The 20,701-nt window shown below is 73.9% G+C and carries 15 protein-coding genes; 4 read left to right on the forward strand and 11 right to left on the reverse strand.

What is annotated here, in order from left to right:
* Positions 1-56 precede the first annotated feature (56 nt).
* The 4 genes from ACH34T_RS09470 (at position 57) to ACH34T_RS09485 (ending at position 5,950) form a co-directional block, all read left to right on the forward strand.
* The gene (locus tag ACH34T_RS09470; protein WP_395991624.1) at positions 57-914 is read left to right on the forward strand and encodes a lytic polysaccharide monooxygenase; all 858 of its coding nucleotides are present in this window, start codon (positions 57-59) and stop codon (positions 912-914) included.
* Positions 915-952: 38 nt separating this feature from the next.
* Positions 953-1,840 carry a DUF305 domain-containing protein gene (locus ACH34T_RS09475; protein ID WP_395991625.1) on the forward strand — a complete coding sequence of 296 codons (888 nt, stop codon included), beginning with the start codon at positions 953-955 and terminating at the stop codon, positions 1,838-1,840.
* 9 nt (positions 1,841-1,849) lie between these two features.
* On the forward strand, positions 1,850-4,414 hold the full coding sequence (locus tag ACH34T_RS09480; RefSeq protein ID WP_395991626.1) for a glycosyl hydrolase family 18 protein: 2,565 nt from the start codon (positions 1,850-1,852) through the stop codon (positions 4,412-4,414).
* 291 nt (positions 4,415-4,705) lie between these two features.
* The gene (locus ACH34T_RS09485) at positions 4,706-5,950 is read left to right on the forward strand and encodes an acyltransferase family protein (protein ID WP_395991627.1); all 1,245 of its coding nucleotides are present in this window, start codon (positions 4,706-4,708) and stop codon (positions 5,948-5,950) included.
* Between the two features lie 25 nt (positions 5,951-5,975).
* Here ACH34T_RS09485 and ACH34T_RS09490 read toward each other — a convergent pair whose 3' ends face one another.
* From ACH34T_RS09490 to ACH34T_RS09540, 11 genes are read right to left on the reverse strand one after another with little or no spacing between them, the layout of a single operon-like run.
* Positions 5,976-6,668 carry a VWA domain-containing protein gene (locus tag ACH34T_RS09490; RefSeq protein WP_395991628.1) on the reverse strand — a complete coding sequence of 231 codons (693 nt, stop codon included), beginning with the start codon at positions 6,666-6,668 and terminating at the stop codon, positions 5,976-5,978.
* A gap of 43 nt (positions 6,669-6,711) precedes the next feature.
* Positions 6,712-7,920, reverse strand: coding sequence for a hypothetical protein (locus ACH34T_RS09495; protein ID WP_395991629.1), 1,209 nt, complete (start codon positions 7,918-7,920; stop codon positions 6,712-6,714).
* The gene (locus tag ACH34T_RS09500; protein ID WP_395991630.1) at positions 7,917-8,804 is read right to left on the reverse strand and encodes a protein phosphatase 2C domain-containing protein; all 888 of its coding nucleotides are present in this window, start codon (positions 8,802-8,804) and stop codon (positions 7,917-7,919) included. Before ACH34T_RS09500 ends, ACH34T_RS09495 begins: the two co-directional genes overlap by 4 nt.
* Entirely contained in the window at positions 8,792-9,982 is a 1,191-nt protein-coding gene (locus ACH34T_RS09505) for a hypothetical protein (RefSeq protein WP_395991631.1), read from the reverse strand. The genes ACH34T_RS09500 and ACH34T_RS09505 overlap by 13 nt, the downstream gene beginning before the upstream one ends.
* Positions 9,983-9,987: 5 nt before the next feature.
* The gene (locus tag ACH34T_RS09510) at positions 9,988-12,204 is read right to left on the reverse strand and encodes a hypothetical protein (RefSeq protein WP_395991632.1); all 2,217 of its coding nucleotides are present in this window, start codon (positions 12,202-12,204) and stop codon (positions 9,988-9,990) included.
* A complete protein-coding gene (locus tag ACH34T_RS09515) occupies positions 12,201-13,001 on the reverse strand; it encodes a hypothetical protein (RefSeq protein ID WP_395991633.1) in 801 nt (266 codons plus the stop codon). The genes ACH34T_RS09510 and ACH34T_RS09515 overlap by 4 nt, the downstream gene beginning before the upstream one ends.
* Positions 12,998-15,292 carry a hypothetical protein gene (locus ACH34T_RS09520; RefSeq protein WP_395991634.1) on the reverse strand — a complete coding sequence of 765 codons (2,295 nt, stop codon included), beginning with the start codon at positions 15,290-15,292 and terminating at the stop codon, positions 12,998-13,000. Before ACH34T_RS09520 ends, ACH34T_RS09515 begins: the two co-directional genes overlap by 4 nt.
* A complete protein-coding gene (locus ACH34T_RS09525; protein ID WP_395991635.1) occupies positions 15,289-16,176 on the reverse strand; it encodes a hypothetical protein in 888 nt (295 codons plus the stop codon). The genes ACH34T_RS09520 and ACH34T_RS09525 overlap by 4 nt, the downstream gene beginning before the upstream one ends.
* Complete coding sequence (locus ACH34T_RS09530; RefSeq protein ID WP_395991636.1) at positions 16,173-17,042, reverse strand: hypothetical protein; 870 nt, start codon at positions 17,040-17,042, stop codon at positions 16,173-16,175. Before ACH34T_RS09530 ends, ACH34T_RS09525 begins: the two co-directional genes overlap by 4 nt.
* 17 nt (positions 17,043-17,059) lie before the next feature.
* Positions 17,060-18,748 carry a hypothetical protein gene (locus tag ACH34T_RS09535; protein WP_395991637.1) on the reverse strand — a complete coding sequence of 563 codons (1,689 nt, stop codon included), beginning with the start codon at positions 18,746-18,748 and terminating at the stop codon, positions 17,060-17,062.
* 1 nt (position 18,749) lies between these two features.
* The gene (locus ACH34T_RS09540) at positions 18,750-20,699 is read right to left on the reverse strand and encodes a hypothetical protein (RefSeq protein ID WP_395991638.1); all 1,950 of its coding nucleotides are present in this window, start codon (positions 20,697-20,699) and stop codon (positions 18,750-18,752) included.
* Between the last annotated feature and the right edge of the window lie 2 nt (positions 20,700-20,701).

Raw genomic sequence — 20,701 nt, forward strand, 5'->3', positions numbered from 1 at the left:
GCGCCACCCCTTCCACAGACCTCCTCGGAGAAACCACCCCCACCGGAAGGAAATCCATGAGATCGACCCGCTCCAGAAGGGCCGCCGCGGTCGCGGTCACAGTTCCGGCGGCGTCCGCGCTGGTGGTGCTCGGCACCTCGTCCGGCGCGAGCGCGCACGGGACCATGTCCGACCCGCCGAGCCGCGTGTACGTCTGCAAGAACGAGGGCCCGGAGAGCCCGAAGTCGGACGCGTGCAAGGCGGCCGTCGCCGCCAACGGCACCCAGGCCTTCTACGACTGGAACGAGGTGTCGCTGCTGGACGCCGGCGGGCGGCACCGGCAGATCATCCCGGACGGCCAGCTGTGCGGCGCCGGACGGGCGAAGTACCGCGGGCTCGACCTGCAGCGCGCCGACTGGCCCGCCAAGAGGATGTCGTCCGGGCAGCAGACGATCACCTACCACGCGACCGCGCCGCACTCGGCGAGCAACTTCGAGTTCTACATCACCCGTGACGGCTGGAACCCGACGATGCCGCTGCGCTGGTCGGACCTGGTGCACATCCAGACGTTCAACCGCCAGAACCCGACCACGTTCACCAAGTGGACGATCAACATCCCGCCGCGCTCGGGGCGGCACGTCCTGTACTCGATCTGGCAGCGGGTGGTCGGCAGCCAGGAGGCCTTCTACACCTGCTCGGACGTCGACTTCGGCGGCACGACCACGCCGCCGACCGACCCGCCCACGGACCCGCCCACCGATCCCCCGACCGACCCTCCCACCGACCCGCCGAGCGGCACCTGGACGACCGGAACCGCGTACGGCGCGGGCGACCAGGTGACGTTCAACGGCGCGACCTACGAGTGCCTCCAGGCGCACACGGCGCTGGCCGGCTGGGAACCCGCGAACACCGCCGCGCTCTGGCGAAAAGTCTGAGCGCGACAGGATGAGGCGCACGCGATGAGTCTCCCCAGATGAAGCGCAACGCGACCGACCGCCGCGCGAGCGACCGTCCTGCGACGGGCCGCCGCGCGGCGGGGCACCCCGCGACGGGCCGTCCGACGGCAGGACGACCCGCGGCCGAACCTCCCGCGGCCGACCGCCCGGCTGCCGACCGGCGCGTGACCGGCCGCCACACGGCCGAACCACCCCCTCCGGCCGAACCCCCTGTGGCGGATGGCCACGCGCCGGGACGCCCCGCGGTGAAACGCGGCGTGTTCAAGTACGGCGGGTTGGCGCTCCTCGCCGTGTGCGCCCTCCTGGTGTTCGCCCAATGCGGGGCCGCCGGCGGTTCGCCGTCCGGCGGCCCCGCCCCCGCTTCCCGCGGCGGGCACGGGTTCAACGCCGACGACGTGATGTTCCTGCAGATGATGCTTCCCCATCAGGAACAGGGCGTGAAGCTGGTCCGCCTCGCGAAACGGCATTCGGCGCGCCCCGAAGTGAAGACCCTGGCCGCGGCGATCGAGACCACGCAGATCGCCGAGGCGAGGCAGATGCAGGAGCGGCTGCGCGGGTGGCGGCGGCCGCTGCGCGCGGAGTCGCACGAGCATGCCGCGCACGGCGGCATGCCGGAGACCACCGACGCCGAACTGGCGGCGTTGGAACGGACCCCGCCGGCCCGTTTCGAGCGCGAGTTCCTCAACCTGCTGATCGGCCATCAGGACGACGCCGTCCAGATGGCCCGGCTTGAGACCGGCAGGGGCGAGGACGCCTGGACGCGGCGGCTGGCGGAACGCGTCGACCGGTCACGGTCGGCGCAGATCGAACAGATGCTGGCGATTCTCCGTCCCCCATCCCCATCCACCGACGGCCCCCGATCCCCGGAAGGATCCCGACCCCCGGAAGACTCCCACCGGAAGTAGGTGTTCGGCATGCGCCGAATAATCGCAGTCCTGACCACTTTCGTCGTCGTTGCCGCTCTCGTCGTCGCTCCCGCCCGGGCGGCGGACCGGCTGACGGCGACCTTCAGCTTGTCCGGGACGACCGGAAAATATGTGGTCACCAATCCCGGCACGTCCTCCGCCAGCGGCTGGACGCTCCAGTTCGAGCTCCCCTCGGGTGTGACCGCCAGCAACCCGCAGAACGCCACCTTGTCGCAGAACGGGACGAAGGTGACGCTCCGTCCGCTGTTCTATATCGACACCCTTCGCGCGGGCGGCAGCACCGAGCCGTACAGCCCGACGTTCTCGCTGAGCACCGCGGCACAGCCGACGAGCTGTCTGCTGAACGGCGCGGCTTGTGACGGCACGGGTGAGGCGCCGCCGAAGGCGGAGGGCGTCACCGCGGCGTACTCCGTCGACGGGTCGCGCGCCAAGTTCATCGTCGCGAACAACTCCGCGGCGACGATCCAGAACTGGTCGATCGTGTTCGACCTGCCCTCCGGGGTGACCGCGAGCAACGCCGACAACGGCTCGCTCACCCAGAGCGGGACCACGGTCACCCTGTCGCCCGCGCACTACAACGGCACCGTCCAGCCGGGCCGGACGACGGAACCGTACAGCCCGACGTTCACGGTCAGCAGGTCGGGCGCGGAGCCGACGAGCTGCCGGATCAACGACGTCAACTGCGACGGCACCGGCGACGCGCCGCCCGCCGCCCCCGGCGGCCTGACCTCGCCGGTGAAGACGACGAAGACCGTCTCGCTGAAGTGGGACGCGGCCAAGCCCGGCAGCCTGCCGATCACCGGGTACGAGGTCTACAACGGCAGCACGCTCGCGACCACCGTCCCCGAGACGAACGCGACGGTCACCGGCCTCACGCCCAACACCGAGTACACGTTCACGGTCAAGGCGCGGGACCGCAAGGGCGGGCTGTCGGCCGCCAGCGCGCCCGTCACCGTCAAGACCAACAACCCGGCCGATGACACGCAGGCTCCTTCCGTCCCCAGCGGCCTGCGCAGCACCGGCAAGGACGGCGCCAGCGTGACCCTCGCGTGGACCGCCTCGACTGACAACATCGGCGTCGCGAACTACGACGTGCTGGTGGACGGCAAGGTCGCGACGACCTCGACCGCCACCACCGCCAAGGTCGCGGGGCTGTCCCCGTCGACCGAGTACAGCTTCACCGTCCGGGCCCGCGACATGTACGACAACGTGTCCGCGGCCAGCTCGGCCGTGAAGGTGCAGACCGACGACGTGGTCGGCGACGGCTACGCCAAGGTCGGCTACTTCGTCCAGTGGGGCATCTACGGCCGCCAGTACTTCGTGAAGAACCTGGACACCACAGGGAACGCGCGGCGGCTCACCCACATCAACTACGCGTTCGGCAACATCGACCCGGTCAACCTGACCTGCCTGCACGGCGTCACCAAGGGCACCTCGCAGAACCCGCAGGACCCGAACCAGGGCGACGGCGCGGGCGACGCCGAGGCCGACTACGGACGGCCGTTCAGCGCCGCCCAGTCGGTGGACGGCGTGGCCGACAGCGGCTGGGAGAAGCTCCAGGGCAACTACAACCAGCTGCTGAAGCTCAAGAAGAAGTACCCGCACCTGAAGGTGCTGATCTCGCTCGGCGGCTGGACGTACTCCAAGTACTTCTCCGACGTCGCCAAGACCGACGCGTCCCGCAAGAAGTTCGTCCAGTCCTGCCTCGACATCTACATCAAGGGCAACCTGCCCGTGTACGCCGGTAAGGGCGGCCCGGGCACCGGCGCCGGGATCTTCGACGGCATCGACCTCGACTGGGAGTGGCCGGGCGCCGAAGGGCACCCGGGCAACCACGTCGGCAAGGACGACAAGCGCAACAACACGCTGCTGATCGAGGAGTTCCGCCGTCAGCTCGACGAGATGACGAAGTCGACCGGCCAGCGCTACCTGCTCACCGCCTTCACCCCCGCCGACCCGGCGAAGATCGAGGCCGGCTGGGAGCTGGCGGAGGTCGCCAAGTCCATGGACATCTTCAACGTCCAGGGCTATGACTTCCACGGCGCGGGAAGCGACAACTCCTGGGAGCCCAACCGGACGGGCCACCAGGGCAACCTGTACACCGACACCGACGACCCGTACCCGTTCCACTTCAGCGTCGAGAACGCGGTCAAGCCGTACCTCGACGCGGGGGTCAATCCGCGCAAGCTGACGCTCGGCCTGGCCTACTACGGCCGCGGCTGGCAGAACGTCACCGACGGCGGCAAGAGCGGCGAATGGCAGGACGCGAAGGGCGCGGCCCCCGGCCAGTTCGCGGAAGAGGCCGGGACGCGCGGCTACAGCAACCTGCTCGCCAGCGTGCCGAACTGCAAGATCGTCCACGATGAGCAGGCGGTCGCCACGTCCTGCTACACCGGCAACAACGGCCAGTGGTGGACGTTCGACGACGCCTGGTCGATCCAGAAGAAGGTCGCCTGGCTGAAGAGCAAGAACCTGCTCGGCGGAATGATCTGGGAGATGTCCGGTGACCCGGGCATCCTGACCAAGACTCTCGACGAGAGCCTGGGCAGCTGATCCCCTGAACTCAGGGCCGGTGCCGCCTTGCGCCAGCACGGCACCGGCCCTGACCCATGTCCGCCCTTTCGCACCTGCGGCCTTCACATCGATGATCTTGAGCGGGGGCCGGGAAAGGAAACGCGCTTTGAGCGAAGAAATCACCGTCGAGCGAAATGCGGTCGCGGGCAGGATCCCCGCGACTCGGCACCGAAAAGCGGAGGGGGCCTCGACCATAATCGTCCATTCCCCGGCGCCCGGCCCGGCTCCGTCTAGTCTGTCGGGATGATTCCCGCCTCGGGTGTTTCCTCCGTGACGTCCCGGCTTGGGTGGCTCGATGCGCTGCGCGGGGCGGCGGCGCTGGCGGTTGCGCTGCACCACGCCAGCTACGTGTACCTGCCGTCCCTGCGGATCTGGATGGCCGACTGGTTCGATCCCGGCATGGCCGGGGTGCTGGTCTTCTTTCTGGTCAGCGGATACATCGTGCCGGCGTCGCTGGAGCGCCGCGGAAGCGTGCGGGGATTCTGGATCGGACGGTTCTTCCGCATCTACCCGCTGCTCGCGGTGGCGTGCTTCTTCGCCGTCCTGCCGTTCCTGCTGGGCGTGCTCGGGCTCCGGGGCGGGCTGGAGCAGTACTCCCCCGCGACCGCCGTCCTGGCGCACCTCACGATGCTGCAGGACGTCCTGAACGTCCCGAACGTGATGAACGTCCTGTGGACGCTGTCGTACGAGATGGCCTTCTACCTGCTGATCGTCGCGCTGTTCGTGGTGGGCGGGCACCGGCGGTCGGCGCCGGCCGCGGCCGTCCTCACCGGCGTCGCGGTCGTGGCCGCCGCGCTCACCGCCACCGGCCTGCTGACCGGCGCGTACGCGCCCGCCACCCTGCTGTCGCGCACCGCCGGGACCGGCCTGGTCGTCGCCCTGACCGCCGTCGGCGTGGCGGTGGCGATCGCGGCCGCGGTGTCGGGGCGTTCCGTACCGCGCACCGCGGGCGGCCTGCTCGGCGGGCTGCTCGCCGCCCTCCTGGTCACCGCGAACGGGCGCATCGACGCCTGGGAGGGCCTCATCATGCTGGCCATCATGTTCACCGGGACCGCCGTCCACCGCGCCGAGCACGGCCAGATCACCCGGCGCGCCGCGGCGGTGACGGCGGCCGTCGTCCTGGCGGGCGCGCTCGGCACCGGGACGTGGCACGCGGCGCCCTACGGCTGGAAGGCGCAGCTCGCCTGGTGCGCCACGGTGCTGGGGGCCGCGGCGGCGTTCGCGGCGGCGTGGCGGTGGCGGCACCGCAGGTTCCCCCGCTGGGCCACCGGGCTCGGCACCATCAGCTTCTCGGTCTACCTGCTGCACCCGCTGCTGCTGATGGTCGCGGCGCAGTTCCTCGGCGCGTCCGGCCGGGAGGACGTGGTGGGCCTGGGGTTCTTCGTCCTGGTGCTGCTGGCGGTGAGCTGGGCGTCGCAGCGCTGGATCGAGGCGCCCGCGCAGCGCCTCGGACGCCGCCTGATCCGGCGGCCGCGCCCGGACGCGAGCGTCGAGCCCCACGTCCTCGCCTCCTGAGCCCGGCCTTCCCGCCCCCGGGGCGCTACTCCTCGACGTACTCCTCGGGAAGCACCCGGTAGCCCGCCACCTCGTTCGGCAGCCGCAGCTCCCGCGCCTGGACGGAGGCGACCATGCTGCTCAGCATCCCGTTCATCGCCTCGGGGAGCGCGCTCGTGGCGTCGCCGAGCGCCGGGTCCGCCATGTACGTCTGGACGGTGGACATCCGGCGCACGACCGCCTCCACCGCGTCGCCGAACCCGAAGCTGATGACCCGCGGATGCCGCTTCCACTCCGGGTCGACCAGCGCGCGGTGCGGCTCCTGCCACGCGGAGGTCGGACGGTCGGCCGGCGCGCCGTCGGTCAGCAGGAAGACGACGGGGCGCACGACGCTGTAGCCCTGGTCCTGCAGGAGCGGGACGTCCATGTCGATCCGGTCGCGGAGCAGCGTGAACAGCGGCCCGAACTTGGTGGCGCCCTCGCAGCGCAGCACCGGCATCTGCCGCATCTTCGTCAGCTCCGTCATCCGCACCACGACGGTGGGCTCGGCGGCGAACGTGACGATCGACAGGTGCACGAACTCCGAGACGCGCGGGTTCAGGTACAGGGTGTTGATGATCTTCGCGAGGGTCTCGTTCAGCAGGTCCTCGTGCTTCCGCATCGACCTGGAGACGTCCAGCGCGAGGTAGGTCGGCATGCCCTTGCCGCGGCCGGGCGCCGATTCGGTGGAGGTGGTCATGTCGGGTCCTCTTTCGCAGGGGCCGTTTCGCAGGGGCCGTGGGTCAGGGCAGCAGCGCCGCGATGACGCCGCTCAGCAGGAGCAGGGCCAGCACGCCCAGACAGGCGATGATCAACGGGACGACGAGCCGTTCGGCCCCGATCCCGGCCCCGGGGTGGTAGCCCGGCGCGAACGGGTCGTTCTCGCCGGACGGCGGCGCGGGCGCCGGACGCCCCGCCCGCGCCGGTCCGGTCGGCGGCGCGGAGACCGCCCGTGCAGGTGCGGGTGGTGCGGACGCGGGGCGCGCAGGTGCGGGTTCGGGCGCGGGTGGCGCGGGGCGCCTGGGTGGCGCGGACGCGGGGGTGGGGTCGGCCGGTACGGCGCGCCGGGCCGGGCGGGGGTCCAGCTCGCTTTCCAGGAGTTCCAGCAGTTCTCCCGAGCTGGGCCGCAGGTCAGGCGGTTCGTCCAGGGAGCAGCGCAGCGCGTCGCCGAACGGGGCGGTGCGCAGCCGTGTGTCCAGGGCGTCCAGGGCGGGGTGCGGGTCCTCGCCGCGGACGCCGGTCAGCACGCGCAGCACCGCCACCGCGATCTTGTACCGGTCGGTGCGCACGGTGAGCCGCTCGCCCTGCGGCACCGCCGGGTCGTTCCACGAGTTGCACTCCACCCACGGACGGGACGAGAGCCCGCAGCTGTCCATGTCGATGAGGAAGACGCGGCCCGCACCGCGCTCCCAGAACAGGTTCGCGTACGACCAGTCGCCGTAGACGACGTCGCGGCGCTCCAGCAGCGCGCCGAGGCGCAGCAGGTTCCGCGCCACGCGGACGCGCTCCCGCCGGTCGGGGACGGCGAGGTCGCGGGCGGTGTAGAACTCGGGGTCGGCCTGGACGAGCTGGTCCAGGCTGAGCGGCACCGACTCGGGCGGCCCGAACGGCGTCCGCACCTCGGTGAAGAACTCCGCGGGCGCCTTCGCCAGGATGACGCCGACCGTCGCCGCGCCCGACACGACGCGGCTCACGGGCCAGCAGGTCGCGGCGTCCACGACGGCGAGCTCGCCGGGCGTCATCGTCGCGGGCAGGCCGATCAGCCGGTCCAGGACCTCGGGCGGCTCGTCCGGGAAGCCGGGCTTGTAGCGCTTGACGAGCCAGCCGGGATGGGCGGCGCTCTCGTACACGGCGGTGGACTGCCCGTTCTCACCGGCGATCCTGGCACCCGCCGCGGCGACCTCCGCCAGCTGCGTGACCGGCGCGAACGGCCGGTCCGACCAGGCCCTCACCGGTCGCACCAGATCACGACGGCGGTGCGGTCGTCGAGCCGGCCGGTCGCGTCGTAGCCGACGTCGGCGACGAACGAGGCGATGTGCGGCGGCGCCGCCCAGCGGTCCGCGAACCAGGGCGCGCCGCCGTCGGCGAGGACGTCGCCGATCCCGTCGGTGGCGAGCGCCAGGACCGCGCCCCTCTCCAGCGTCAGCTCCGCCGTCCGCACCCGGTCCGGATGGAACGGGAGGAACTCGGTCAGGACGTCGCCGTCGAGCCCCCGCTTGTCGGCGCCGACGACGCGCGCCCAGCCCGCGTCGCCGCGGACCCACGCGCCGACGTCGGCGATCCAGGCGGCCCAGACCCGGCGGCGGCCGTCGTCCTCGGGCTCCACCGGGACGACCACGGCGAGCGCCGCGGCCCGCACGTCGTTCTCCGTCACCTTCTGCCGGACGGCCATGCCCGACATCTGCCGCGCGGCGTCGAGGAACAGCGCGGGACCGTCCAGCGGCGCGCCGCCGCCGAGGTCGGCGCGGAGCCGTCCGACCAGCGCGGTCACCGCCACGTTCGCGCCGAGATGGGACCGGCTGCTGTCGGACATCCCGTCGGCGACCGCGACCAGCAGATGCCGCTTGCCCGGGTCGCGGCCGAGCCGGTAGGCGTCCTGCCGGTGCTGGGCGGGCTCGGCGCAGCGGTGTCCCGGACCGACCAGCGAGGCGGCCCGGACGGTCAGCGACCCCACGCGGACGGCGTCGGCGGCGATGCCGGAGATCGCGGGCTCGTCCGGCAGCCGCCACGGCTCGCTGGACTGCCGCGCGCCCGTCCCGAACGGGCGCGGGAACTCCATCGCGGGCGGGCCGGCCGGATCCCGCCGGGCGCGCCTGCGGCGGCTCAGGAGTCCCACGGCACCGGCCTCCAGCCGTCCACGCCGTCCTCGGCGCGCCGCCGCAGCTCGGCGGGCATGACCTCCTCGTCGTCCGCATCGGCCTCGCCGCCAGCGCCGCCGCCGGAGCCGGAGCCGGAGCCGGGGTCGGCGAGCGCGCCCTCGATCGCCGGGGGCGCGGCGGCGGCCGGGACCTGCTGCGTGCCGAACATGTCGGTCCTGCCGCCCGGCTGGAACACGCCGGTGATGGGCCCGAGCAGCCGGCGCAGCATCTCGTTGACCTCGGCGGGCTGCATGATGTTCTGCGCGACGGCCTGGTTGAACAGCTCGATGACCCGGTTCTCCTTGATCGTCTCGTGCTCGCGCATGTCGCTGATCAGGGCGCCGACGCGGTCGCGGTCACGCGCCAGGTACAGCAGGAAGAGGTCGGAGCTGCTGTTCACGGAGGAGCGCAGCGCGGCGATCTCCTCCTCGTCCACCCGCCGCACGACGCGGGCGCCGTCGAGCAGTTCCTGCTTCGCGCGGCTGCGCTCGTCGGGGTCGGCCGTGACGTAGCAGCGGTGGACGGTGATGCCCTCGGGGTACGCGCGGCACTCGGCGGCGAGCCGGTCGGTGAGCGCGTCCTCCAGCTCGGAGACCTGCTCGATCCGGTACCCGTGGGCGACGGTCCGCAGCACGCTCATGACGCGGGGCCGGACGATCTTGGTCCCGTCGGCGATGCCGTGCTGGACCACCTGGACCGGGTCCGTCACCGACCATTCCACGTCCACCGCCACCTCGAACCTGGACGTCTCCGTCCGGCTCGGGATCGCCGCCACGAACGTGTCGGAGCGCAGCGTCGTGTCGACCTCGATCCGCCACTCGTAGCGGGCGCCGCCGAGCCCGGGGAACCGGCGGGGCTGCGCGGCGAGGTGGACGGCCCGGCCGTCGCGGTCGGAGAACACGAACGCGCGGCCGGGGGCCGCCGCGGCGGGCCTCGGACCGCGGGCCTGCTCCCGCCCGATGATGAGCGGCTCGGACGGGCCTGACTCCACCGGCGCGAACCGCTCCGGGAGCGACTCGGGGAGCGGCGCCGCCCCGCGCCTGGCGGACGGATCCGGGTTGCGCCCGGCGGGTTCGGCCGGCGCGAGGTCGGCGGCGTCGGGTTCGGAGTCGGAGTCGGCGGCGTCGGGTTCGAGGTCGTCCGGCTTCTCGGCCATGCGGATCACCTTCCGTTGAGTGCGGTCAGGACGTCGGCGGAGCTCGCCGGCGCGCGGTCGTCCTCGGCCCAGGCGCGGGCCGCGTAGCGCAGCCGCCCGGCGATCAGGTCGTCGGTCGCGACGGCCCGGGCGAGGCGCGCCAGCGAGCGCCGGACGAGCGGCGCCTCGTCCGCCATGCGGGCCCAGTCGAGCAGGGTGTCCTGGGCGTCCTCCTGCACCAGCGGATCGTTGAGGACGTCGCGCCAGAGCGCCGCGACGCCGCGCATCCGGTCGGCGTCCATCGCGGCGATGTGCAGGAGGCCCGGCCAGTCGAAGTCGTCGCCCGGCAGCCGCCGGACGAGCTGCGCCGCCGCCGTGAGGAACGCCAGCCGCGCGGTGAGGCGGCGGATCTCGTCCGCCCCGGACGTCCAGTCCAGCAGCCGCGCCGGCGTCGATCCGCCGGGCCCCTCGGTCTCCCACAGCTCGGTCACGGACTCGCACACCGCGGCAGTGACCATGACGGCGTCGTCGGCGGCGTACTCCTCCAGCCGGTCGAGCGCGGCGGAGGCGTCGCCGTCCTCGTACTCGACCCGCCAGGCGCGGGCCGCGGTGGCGCGCAGCGCGACGTGCTCGTCCTTGCCGCTCCAGTCGCGCAGCAGCTCCCGGACGGGCTCGCGCAGCGCGGGCCGCTGCGTCACCGTCGCGTGCAGCGCGGCGGCGGCGACCGTCCGGCGCCGGGGGTCGTCGCCGCGCGCCATGGGCTCGATCACGAACGCGCGGACCAGGTCGAACGCGCGGGCGGCGAGGAAGCCGGTGGCGACGGCCGTCCGCGTCCGGACGCTCTCCAGCGGATGCACGGCGCACCAGCGCAGCCAGTCCAGCAGCCGGGGCCGCTGCTCGTCGAACTCGCTCCAGAAATAGCCGAGCACCTTGCCCTGCGCGTACGGGTCGAGGTACCGGATGACCTCGGTCGGCGCGGTCGCCCCGAACCTGAGCTGGACCGTGGACCTGACGGTCCGCGCGCCGAGGCTGCTCAGCCACTTGCGCCTCGTCGGCTTCAGCGGGGCGTCGAGCCCGCGCAGCGAGTCGGCGTGCGGGTCGCCGGTCTCCAGGCCGTTCTTGAGCTCCATCGCGGCGAGCGCCACCGTCTCGTACGGCTCGCCGTTGAGCACGGCCGCGGCGACCGCCATGCACTGCAGGGACAGCGTCTCCAGGCTCGCGAACCACTGGGCGCGCTGCTCGTCGTCGCGCAGCCGCAGCGACTGCCCGGCGGTCCCGGCCAGCGGCAGCGCCTGCCGGTAGGCCCTGAGCAGCTCGACCGCGACGGCCCTGGCGTGGCGCGGCGGGCCGTCCTCGCCGAGCTGCGCGTCGACGAGGGCGCGGACGTCCGGCTCGGCGAGGACCACGTCCGCCCGGTCCGCGCCGAGCTCCAGCGCGAGCAGGCCGCGCACGATCTCCCGCCGGTCGCGGACGCGGCCGAGCCGCAGCACCAGGTCGGCCGCGCGGTCGTCGGCGAGCGGCCGGGCCGCGTCGACCGTGACGACCAGCGTGGCGTTCGCGTCCTCCAGCAGCCCCGCCGCCTTGTCGAGCCCGAACGCGGTGAGCGCGTCCGGGCGGACCGGGTCCGGGTAGACGTACCCGGCGCCTTCGGTGAGGTCGTCGCTCGTCAGCTCGTCCAGCCGGACGGCCGGGTTCACGCCGTACAGGCGCGGCTCGGACGGGGCGGCGAGGACGCACAGCAGCCGGCGCGCGGCGGCGAACCGGCCGCTGTCCCGGTCGGCCTGGAGGATCACGATCCTGCGGTCCCGGGCGTGGCGGCACAGGTCGTCGAAGTCCTCCGGGGCGACGAAGGCGCGCTCCGCCTCGCGCACCTCCTCGGGCCGCAGCGGCGCGACCCGGCCGCGCCGCCCGCCCGGCGCGCCGTAGTAGTGGTTGTGCTGGTCGCGGCCGATGGCGGTGCCGCCGGGCGCGTAGCCCGCCAGCGCGTCCCGCTCGGTGCCGATCCGGTCCTGGATGGTGCCGCGCTGGCCGCGGTCGTTGAGGACGTCCGTCCGGGACGGGGTCTTGCCCTCCGCTCCGTCGCCGGTGCCGGGCTCGGCGGACCCGGGGCCCGCGGCCTTGGGGTCCTTCGGGTCCTTGGCTTTGGGGTCTTTGGCCTTGGGGTCCTCGGGCTTGGGGTCCCTGGCGTTCGGGGCCTTGGGCTTCGGGTCCTCGGGCTTGGGCGGGGCGGGCGGCTCGCTCATGGCCGGCCTCCGTAGAAGTTGTTCTGGTCACGGAAGATGATCATGTTTTCCGTCACGTTGATCGGCGTCCCGCGGGGCCCGCCGTCTCCGGACGGCGGGCCCTCAGGCGGCGGGCCCCCGGGCGGCGGGTTCTCGGGCGGCGGGTTCTCGGGCGGTCCCGGTGCGGGCGGCGGGTCGTCGCCTGGGTCGTCCCCGCCGGGGGTCAGGCCGTCGGCGATGTCGAGGGTGTGCGGGTCGGGGCCGCCGGGAAGCCACAGCCAGGCGTCCGAGTCGTCCCCGAGACCGTGCAGCCGGACGCGGCGCAGGTGCGCCGGGTCCAGGGACGTCATGCCGGCCTCGATCGACCCGCGGAACACGAACGCGGACACGATGACGCCCAGATCGACGCCGGCCGCGTCCAGCGCGTCCCGCAGCGGGCCCGCGTCGCACAGCCGCGTCACGACGACCGGCGCGGACCCGCTGTACCCGTTGGCCGCCTCCGCGACCGGCCCGTGGTGGATCGCGAGCCGCATCCGCGTCCGCGCCGCCGCGCTCGCCACCCGGTTCCGGGCGCGCAGCCCGAAGTTCAGCTCGCGGACGAACCGCCCCACGAGGACCTCGACGGCGATGCCGGGCGGCAGCACCATCAGCTTCCCGTCCCCGCAGCCCTGGTCCTTCCAGGCCTTGTCGTCCAGGCCGGCGTTCGCCGCCGCCTCGCGCAGGCAGCGGACCAGGTTCTCCTGCAGCACGTTCTGTACGTTCTGCGGCGTGGACCCGTATCCCTGGAGGTCCACGGCCATGACCGTCCGGTAGCTCATGGGCCGTCCTTGGGGCGGGTGGTGACGACGACGCTGTAGACGGTCTCGCCGAGGCCCGCGAGGTGCTCGTTGAGGCGCGCCCGGTCGACGCCGAGGAGGTACCTGATGGTGTGGCGGCCGTCCTCGTGCTCGTCGGGGAACCTCCGGACGGCGTCCTCCACGGCGTGGTCGAGCTTGCGCTGCAGGTACCGCAGCTCCTCCCGGATCTGCGGCAGCGGCCTGGCCTCGTCGCCGACCAGGTCGCGGACGCGCGCGGCGAACTCCCGCACCGCGTCCTCCAGGGACAGCAGCGTCCCGCGCGCCTTGAGGACCTCGCGGCCGACGATGTCGCTGAGCGCGACGCCCCGGTCGCCCGGCGCGGCGAAGCGCGGCATCAGGACGCCCTTCTCGTCGGGATGGAACCAGCCGCGCCAGTACGCGCGGACCTTGCCGTACGCGTCGTCCAGGAACTCCAGGGCCTGGCGGCAGAGCCGGTCGGCCTCCTCGAAGCGGGTGCGGCGATCAGGGTCCCGCCACGCCCTCGCCTCGCCCGGCGCCTCCGCCGGGGACGAGACCGGGGCCGGGGACGCGGGCGCCCTCAGCTCGCGGAGTTCCCTGCGCATGTCGAGGACCAGCTCGTACAGCCCGGCGTTCGCGGCCGCCAGGTCGCCGGCCGGGACGTAGGAGCGCAGCGCGGCGGCGAGGTCGTCGCGGAAGGTGTCGAGGTCCCAGTACAGGACGTGCGCGAACGCGTCCTCGACCTCGTCCCTGAACGCGGCGGCCAGCGGACCCGCCATCACCAGGACGACGTCGCGCCGGTCCGCCCGGTGCCCCCCGGCGATCGTGAAGGCCCGGTCGCGCAGCACGGTCAGCTCCGAGACCTCCACGACCGGGCCGCTCACCACCAGGGCGCATTCGCCGCCGCCGTGCCGGGAGCCCGCCCACAGGTCCGGTTCCCGGCGGGACGGCCCGCCGCGCGGCCCGCGCCGGACGTGGTAGCCGAGTTCGGTGCACCAGCGGAACAGCTTCTCGCGCACGTGGTCCGGCGTGTCGGGCGCGCACAGCTCGCGGCTCGCCTTCTGGATCTGCAGCGGCCCGATCAGGCCGCCGCGGGCCAGCTTGTAGGCGTGGTGGCAGAGCGTGATGGTCCGCCGCGGATGCCCGTCGGTGATCTTCCACAGCTCCTGCACCGCCTCGGCCGTGAACGGGTGCGTCCCGGCGTCCCCGCCGCCCTCCGGGTGCAGCGCGGCGACGACGTAGGCCCTGATCTGCGCCTCCGTCAGCCCGGACGGTTTGATCTTGGTGACCGGCACCCGCTGGTGGACGCTCTGCGGCAGCGCCTCCCAGTAGTCGAGCAGCCCGCAGATCGCCAGCAGCGTCCCCGTCTCGCTCGCCCAGCCGATCAGCTCCATGAGGATCGCGGCGGTCTCGGTGAGGCCGTCGCCGCGCTGCGGCCTCATCTGGTGCAGCTCGTCGAGGACGAGCACCATCCGCCGGCTCGTCGCGCCGCAGAGCCGGGCCAGCGCCCGCAGCACCTGGGCGGCCCGCTGGTCGTCGCCGACGGGCGGGGACTCCACGCCGCGGTCGGCGAGGAGCCGCTCGTCGTCCGCCGTCCAGCGCTCGTCGCCGCGGAGCCACCGCCACGCCGCCTCCCCGGCGGCGGAGTGCCAGACCAGGCCGAGGACGGTGGCCAGCTCCTCGTCGGGCTCGGCGATCTCGGTCAGCCGCTCGTGCAGCGCGTGCACCTCGTTGACGGGCAGGTCGTCGGACGAGGCCGGCGGCGGCGCGTCCCGCCCGGCCTTCCCGCCGCCGCGCAGGCCCGCGCACAGGTCCGCGACCATCGACTCGACGGTGCCGAACAGCAGCACCCCGGCGGCGGTGTCGACCGGCCGGATACGCCCGCCGGTGCCGGACCCGGGCGGCGCGAGCAGCCGCCGGTGGATGGACAGGACGGTGTCCCGCGGCTGCCCGGACGCCACCAGCACCACGGGCCGGGTCCCGGCGATGCGGACGACCTCGTCCATCAGCGTCCACGCCAGGTGGCTCTTGCCCGTGCCGTACTCGCCGAGGATCGCCGCGACGCGTCCGGAGTTGAGCAGCAGGTCGCGCAGGTCGCCGGGCGCGGCGGGCGCGGCGGGCCCGACGTCGGCGCGGGAGGTGAGGAAGTCCAGCGCGAGCCGCCGGACGGCGCGGACGGCGTCGGTCTCCACGCGCACCGTCGCGCCGACCCCGCCGAGGCTGACCTCCGGCACCTCGGGGAACGGGTTGCGGGCTGAGCCGCGCGGCTCAGGGCGAGGCTGTGGTTCGTTCACGGCGCACCGGTCCTGACCGCCGCGGTGAGGTAGTGGTGGATCGCGATCCTGGCCGCGCCGGCCTCGATCGCGGCGGCGAACGCCCGATGGCACAGCACGTTGAACCAGGTCAGGTTGTTCGGGCTGACGCTGGTGCGCCGCCGCGCCAGCGCCCGCAGCAGCATCTGCGGGTCGAGGTCGAGCAGCGCGTCGAGCGCGTCGCTCCCGCCGACGCGGGCGCGGAGGAACTCCAGCAGCTCCCGGTCGTCGAACGACTCCAACGCGACGGGGGTGACCAGCGCCTCGTCCGGGCCGCGCGCGACTTGCTCGCGTACCAGCGTCCAGTCGCTCTCGACCCAGTACGGGTACTCGAACAGGTAGACGCTGGAGTTCGCGGCGGCGGCGGCGCGCGCGTACGCCTGCACCTGGGCGGCGATCGCGGCGGGCCGCAGGTTCGGGTCGGGGCGCGGCAGCCGGACGGCGAGGCGCCGCACGCCCAGCGCCCGGCCCAGCTCGGCGTGGCCCTCGACGGGTTCGGCGGACCGCACCTCGCGCAGCGCGGAGCGCAGGTCGTCCGGCAGCGGATGGGCGCCGCGCATCCGGGCCAGGCAGTCCGCCGGCCCGGCGAGACCGCCGGACGGGCCCGCCGCCAGGTCGACCAGCAGGTGGCCCGCGGCCTCGTACCGGTGCAGGCAGCGGTGCGCCAGCACGGACTTGCCGAGGTGCGGACGGCCGCCGATCAGCACCACTCCGCCGCCTCCTGGGTCGGGCGGTTCCGGACGGCCCGCGAACGCGACGTACCCGTCCCGTCCCTCGGGTCCCGTGCAGGCCGCGTCGTGGACGCCAAGGTCCGGCGGCCGTGACGGGAACGGGTTGTGCACCAGCGCGGCGGGACCGGCGTTCATGTGCTCTCACTCCCCAGCTGCTCGACCGCCGCCCACAGATGATCGAAGGTGACCGTGGCGCTCCGGCCGTCGATGGCGTTGGCGAAGCTCCGGCGCATGAGCTGGTGCACGCTCTTGGGGTGCAGCGACCGGTCGCCGAACACGTTCCTCAGCCATCCGGCGGCCCGCTCCTCCAGGGTGATCTCCTTGTGCGGCGAGACGTCCATGACCTCTTCGGCGTAGGCCCACAGCTCGTCCGGGTTGAACGGCTCCAGGACGCGCGTCCTGACCTTGTGATCGTTGTTCTGCTCGATCGCGGCGCGCAGGACCTCCCAGTCGCGCGGCCAGTCCTGCGCGTTGTACTCGTAGATGAAGACGCTCTTGCTCCGGTTGGCGGCCGCCGCGTACCGGAAGACCTCCCAGGCGAGGTCGGTGGTCTCGACGCCGGACGCGTTCGCCATCATCCCCGGCAGCCGCACCACCATCTCGCCGCCCGCCTGGGACATGACGGTGCTCAGCCTGGCGGCCCACTCGTGCTTGTCGAACTCCGCGCCGGCCATGTCGTCGGCGTCCAGGAGGCCGGTCCTGCTGCACAGCCTGCGCAGCACGTCCTTCCGCCGGGCCGGGCAGTCCTCGAAGGGGCCGTCGTCCAGCAGCTCCAGCGGCGCCAGGCCCTCCGCCTGGTACTCGTGGAGCAGGCGATGGCCGTAGACGGACTTGCCGTACGACTTGCAGCCCGCGACCAGCACGACGCTGCCGCGGACCTGCTTCAGCGGCAGCGGCGGCGGCGCGTTGGAGAAGCGCCTGAAGTCGGCGATGAGGCGCGGGCAGTCCTCGACGTCCGGGCAGACGTTCATGTGCTCGATCTCGTCCTCGAACGGGTTCACGGCCGGGCCCTTCGGCGTCAGGTCAGCAGCATGAGGGCGACGACCAGGAGCAGCACCGGCGACAGCCAGGCGAGCGGGCCGGCCACCTCCGCCGGCCAGCTGCGGGGCAGCCGCACCAGGGCGAGCAGGAAGGCCGCCCCCGCCGGCCGCGGCCAGGGCGAGGCGTGCCGCAGGCAGTGGTCGGCGAGCCAGTCGGCACGGTCGGGTTCCAGGCGCGCCGCCAGGACGCCCAGCGCCTCAAGGAGCAGCGGCGAAGGCGAGCGGCCGGTGTGCCACGCCGCCAGCCGCTCCTCCAGCCTGCCGTCGTCGGCCCCGGACGCGAAGATCGGGTAGATGAGGGCGGCCATCCACTCGGCGGCGGCGCCCAGCGCGCCCACCGGCTCGGCGAACCAGCGGCGGCCGTCCATGATCTTCAGAACGGTGATCAACCCGTCCCGGTCCAGCCGGGCGCCCCAGGCGGTGCGCGCGGCGATCCAGGTCAGCAGGCGCCGGAACTCCTGCTCGTCGTGCGCCGCGTCCAGCCGCTGGTAGAGCCCGACCAGGTGCCGGTCGGCGCGCTGCGGCCGCGGCGCCGGCTCCTGCTCCTGGACGGCCGGCCGCGACGGGGCGGGCGCCTGGAGCGCAGGCTCCGCCGGGGCGGGATCCGCGGCCGGGACGGAAACGGCCGCGGGGCGGCGCACCGCCGGGCGGCGCGCTTCGGCCGCGGGCTGCGAGGACAGGACGCGGGCGATCTCCTCGCTGCACGCGACGGCCTCGATCCTGTCGTCCAGGGTCCGGTGGCCGCGCACCGCCCGCTCGACGAGGCTGACGCACTGGTCGCCGTACGCCGCGTACGCCTCCGCGAGCCGGTTGGCGGCGATCTCCAGGGCGCCCTGCCCCGCGGCGGCGCGGTCGAGGTGGACCACCGCAGGCGCCTCGCCGACCGGCGGCGCGTCCAGGCCCCGCTCGCGGAACGTCAGCCACAGCTCCGCCCGCCCGTCGCTGGAGCTCAGCGGCGCCTCGCAGGTGGAGAACGCGGGCCGCCAGTCGAAGAGCGCGAGGCCGTCCTCGGCGGCACGGAAGATGGGCTGGAGGAGCACGCGCGACGCCCACAGCAGTGCGAGCGCCCGGCTGCTGTGCGCCGGCTGGCGGATGTCGTCCGGCGGGAGGACCACCGTCACCGGCCGCCCGGGGCCGGCCAGCACGGCCGCGATCAGCGGCGCGAGACCACGCGCCCTCATGGCCAACGGCTCTATGCCCCGCGCGACGACGGGCACCGGCGGCGGCCAGGTCAGCTTGGGCAGGACGCCGCGCTCCGCCTGCCCGGGCGGCGGGTCGAACAGGTCCTTCGGCTCGGTCACCGCGATCCGCATGGCGTTCTGCGCGGTCAGCACGAGCCTCGGCGCGATCAGCGCGCGCGCCACCAGGTCCAGGCGGTCCGCGCCGGCGCCGTGCGCGTGCCGGGCGTCCGCGTCGTACAGGCGCAGCGCGTGCGGGTCGCGGCTGCGCAGGATGAGCGCCGCCATCCCGTCCGGCTGCGTGAGGTACACCGCGCTGGACGGCGCCTCCGCCGCCGCCGAGCCGCCGCGCCCCGAGATTCCGGCGTACTGGCGCAGCAGCTCGTTCCAGCGGCGGAAGCCGTCGCGGCCGAACGACGTGGCGATGCCGGTGAGGTCGTCCCGGGAGTCCCAGCGGAACTCGATCTGGTCGATGGGCGCGTCGGTCATCTCAGATCCCTATGTCCTGGGCTTCGGCGGAGGTCAGCAGGCCGGTCATCGCCATGAGCGCGACGAGCGGGCGCAGGACGCGCAGCGGGCGGACGCCGCGCTCGACCGCGTCGGTGCCGGTCGCCGAGACCACGTGCAGGGTGGCCCGGTCGCACTCCTGGTAGGGGCGCGTCCACGCCTCGGCGTCCCGCTGGTGCATGTACGCGAACACGTCGGCGCTCTCCTCCAGCGTCTCGGCGGGGTCCAGCACGGCGGCGTCGCGGCTCAGCCAGCGCGCGACCGGGTCGTCGAACTTGAACAGGTCGGCCTTGTTGAGGACGACCGCGGCGCTGACCCGCGGCAGCCGGCCCGAGGACCGGAGCAGGCTGAGCACCGTGTTGAACGCCGGGTCGCCGAGGCTGCCGGGCCCGAACCTGGTCGGGTCCGCGACGAAGATCAGCCCGTCGGCGATGTCGAGGAACCGCTTGGCGTCGCCGACGTTGCCGAGCTCGCTGCCCGCCACGTCGAACAGCGCCATCGCCCGCGGCTTCCCGCCGCCGCCGGACACGACGAAGGCGTCTGCGAACGCGACCTCGCCCTCGCGGGTGGGCGTCAGCCAGGTGGACTCGGTGAACAGCGGGCGGACCATGTCGCGCAGGAACATCTGGTGCCGGTCCAGGTCGACCGGCTGCGCGGTGATGCCGTAGGCGCCGAGCGCGCCGCGTTCGATGGCCGCGACCATCGTGGCGGCCAGGTGCGTCTTCCCGGACGTGGTGCCGCCGATGAACCCGTACACGGCCGGCGACCCGTACTGCCCGTACCCGGCGGGCAGGTAGTGCGTGGTGGTCGTGGCGCCCGGGTTCGGGCAGCGGACGGAGGCCGTCCTGGTCAGCCTGGCCCGCTGCTCGGCGTTGGCGTCCTTCGGCAGGGCCAGCTCGGTGTACTGGTTGAGCCCCCGGTCGTAGGTGTAGAGCGGAAGGCCGCCCCAGTTGAGCCGGCCCAGGCAGATGGGGCAGGACACCTGATCGCCCGTGGCGGGCAGGGTGCTGGCCGGGGTGACCGACGCGGCGGTGGGCTCGGCGGGCCTCGGGTCCGGTCCAGGGCCTGGCCTCGGGCCCGGCCTCGGGGACGCCGCCGCCTCGGCCGGCGCCGTCTCGACGAGCCGGGCTACGCGGGCCGCCATGGAGTCCAGCTCCACCAGCCCGGCGGTTCCGCGCATGTCCCGAAGCGCGTCGGTGCCGCCCATCACGTACAGCCGGACGAGCGCGACGGCCGCCGCGCGGGTGCTGGGATCGGGCGTCGGCTGCATCGTGTCCCGCCGGAACCGCAGGAACACGCCGGGCGGCTCGGCGGTCTGCCGCCGCGCGTCGCCGGTCTCGAACGCGAGGCGCCAGTAGGGCCAGTCCCGCAACCCGGAGCCGAGCACGGTGCAGATGTCGTTGAGCGCCCACAGCAGCGCCCAGGCGTCGTCGGTGGCGGGGGCCTCGATCGGGCCGAGTCCGGCCAGCATCCGCGACAGCAGCGTGACGAGCTCGTCCCGCAGCCCGTCGGCCCGCGCGTGGACGCCGAGGTCGGACCGGTGCGGGATCAGCGAGCCCGGGTTGACCATCGGCGCGCGGCCGGGGATGTCGGCGGGCGCCCACGTCCAGTCGCGCAGCTCAAGCGCCAGCCGGGTGGTGAGGACGCCGGCGGGCCCGAACAGCAGGTGCGCGGCGGCGCCGCCGGGAGGCTGGGTGCGCCTGATCAGCACGGCGTCGTCGTCGAACGCGGCGTAGAAGAGGCTCGGCTCGGACGCGCCGAGTCCGCCGGCGCGCAGCCACGGCTTGACCAGGCCGTGCCAGCGGCGCAGCTCGTCGGTGGACGACGGGTCCAGCGAGCTGGCCACCGGCCAGAGCCCCGGTTCGGTCGTGTCGCCGAGGCGTCCCGTCGTGCCCCAGCGGTACAGCGTCTGATGCAGCAGCGATGTGGTCACCG

This window comes from Actinomadura sp. 9N215, from assembly GCF_044326345.1.
In the GTDB taxonomy this organism is placed as follows: Bacteria; Actinomycetota; Actinomycetes; order Streptosporangiales; family Streptosporangiaceae; genus Spirillospora.